The sequence below is a fragment of the Thermoanaerobaculia bacterium genome (assembly GCA_035260525.1).
Taxonomy (GTDB): Bacteria; Acidobacteriota; Thermoanaerobaculia; order UBA5066; family DATFVB01; genus DATFVB01.
The window spans coordinates 1-2,040 of the sequence record DATFVB010000220.1; the positions used below are offsets into that span (position 1 = coordinate 1).

The 2,040-nt window shown below is 69.2% G+C and carries 2 protein-coding genes; both read right to left on the reverse strand.

The features are described from left to right. Nucleotides 1-498: 498 nt before the first annotated feature. Complete coding sequence (locus VKH46_11185; protein ID HKB71398.1) at nt 499-921, reverse strand: hemerythrin domain-containing protein; 423 nt, start codon at nt 919-921, stop codon at nt 499-501. Nucleotides 922-1,167: 246 nt separating this feature from the next. After that, the gene (locus tag VKH46_11190; protein HKB71399.1) at nt 1,168-1,944 is read right to left on the reverse strand and encodes an arginine deiminase-related protein; all 777 of its coding nucleotides are present in this window, start codon (nt 1,942-1,944) and stop codon (nt 1,168-1,170) included. Nucleotides 1,945-2,040 lie beyond the last annotated feature (96 nt).

Consider the following 2,040-nt stretch of genomic DNA (forward strand, 5'->3'; position numbering starts at 1 on the left):
TTAGCCTCTGCACCTTGCAAGCCGCTCATGACGCCTTCCGCGGGCCTAACTTTGTATTAGCTGGAGGCTCTCGGTCAGAGATAGGCGGAATCAGGTTCGGCATAGCTCCCCCCCGTCGCCGAGATAGGCGGACGAGGCGTCGGCCTATCCCGATCCGAAATAGGCGGAATCCGGCGCCCCGAAGGGCCCGGCCGCTATCGAACGTTAGAGCGGGCTCCTGACACCCCGGCCTCCGGACTGGTCCCGCAGGGTACAGGCCAATCGAAGGCCGCGGGCCCTGCCCCGCATCGCGATGTCATCGAATGCACATACGGCTGACACCCGTCCTCCGCGGAAAGCATACGCCTTTGCGCCATCGGCCGGCCCTTTTTGCACCTCGCATGCCTTCTCCATCGCGAAAGGGCCGAAACGGGGACAACGCGACGCGGGACTCTCGGTCCGACTCCCGAAACGCAAGAGTCAAAAGCGCCAAAGACACCGCCGGGCCGATCCGACGGGTCAGGAAACCGGGACGCGTGTGCCGGCGCCCGAATGTTTGTCGAGCAGGAACGCCGCGAAAGCCTTGTCGGCCGTGTGGATGTGGTGGACGAGCCAGAGCTCGAACGAGCGGGCCGCGAGCGGAAGCCCCGTTTCCTCCGACACGATCGACTCCTCGAGCGCGCGGAGCTCCTGGATGAGCTGGTCGTGCTCGCGCTCGTGGGTCTGGTAGCCGGGATAGGCGTGGAGCCGCATGAGGAGCTGCTCGGCGATGAAGTGCGCTTCCGTGACGTCCTGGAGCTGGCCGATCAATTCGCTCGCCCGCGGCCAGTCGTCGGCCGCGAACGCCTCGAGCATCGACGCCAGGATCTGCACCTGGAGGAGGTGCTCCATGTCGATCTCGGGAATGCCGAGACGCAGGACGTCGGGAAGCTCGTTGTCCATGCGCGAATGGTAACGCGGAAGACCCGGACCGAATGATGCAAGTGAATCGGACGGCGGAAGTCGCGAGCGGCCGGAGGCCCGGTTACCGCGAGGTGACCCGTCGCGGATGGGAGGCGGCCCCACCCCGTCATCGCTGAGGAGCGGACCGCCGCTCCGCTCAGACCCTCCGCAACGGAAGGGAAGCGCCGAGCGGGATGATGACCGGGCGGGCGCGAACGGGACCCTGCGAGTCGCCCCCTCGCTTCGCTAGAAGCGGAGCGACAGGCACGAGAGGCCGCCGTCCATCTTCCGGAACTCGGACATCTCGACGGCCGTCACGGGATACCCGAGGCCCGCGAGCGACGCTTCGAGGCGCGGGAAACCGGCCGCCACGAGGAGATGGTCGTTCACCCGGACGCAGTTGGCCGCGTACTCCTCTCCGGGGGCGACCCGGACGAGGTCGAAATCGGAAAACGCCGCGTTCTCCGCGAGCGCGTCGATTGCGACGAGGCGGCCGTCCCCGATCGAGGTGACGCCGCTCTTCAAATGCAGGATCCCCGGAACTTCCCGGATGTCCACGAGGTCCGCCGAGCGCCCCTCCGCCTCGAGAAAGTTCGCGAGCTGGCGGGCGCCCGCCTCGTTGGTGCGCTCGGAGACGCCGACGAAGAACCGGCTGCCGGCCTCGCAGACGTCGCCGCCGTCGAGCGTGCCCGGCGCCTCGATCGCCCTGACGGAGGCGAAGAGCTCCGCGAGCCGCTCGCGCATCTCGTCGACCTCGCCCGCGCGGCTGGCCGCCCCGGGGCGGGTCACGACCGCCGTCGCGCCGAAGAGGACCGCCGTGTCTTCGACGAAGCAGGAGTCGGGATGGCGCGGATCGGGAGGAAGGACCGTCAGGGCGAGACCGCACCGCTCGAGCGCGCGCGCGTATTCGCGATGCTGCGCGAGCGCAGTTTCGAGATCGGGAGCGCCGAGGTCGGCCGTCGTCAAGCCGTCGGCGAAATTCGGCGGCGGCGTCCGCAGGAGCGCGCGCGTGAAGAGCGTCACGGCGTGCGTCTCCGCGGGCGGCGGCGGCGCGGCCGTTCGCGCTCCGCGATCTCGACCGCGGCGGCGGCGGTCTCGGCGACCCGGACCGCGCCGAGC

What these genes read in the sequence shown, in the direction of transcription:
- VKH46_11185 (HKB71398.1), bottom strand. Translation starts at nt 921, where the DNA reads ATGGACAACGAGCTTCCCGACGTCCTGCGTCTCGGCATTCCCGAGATC.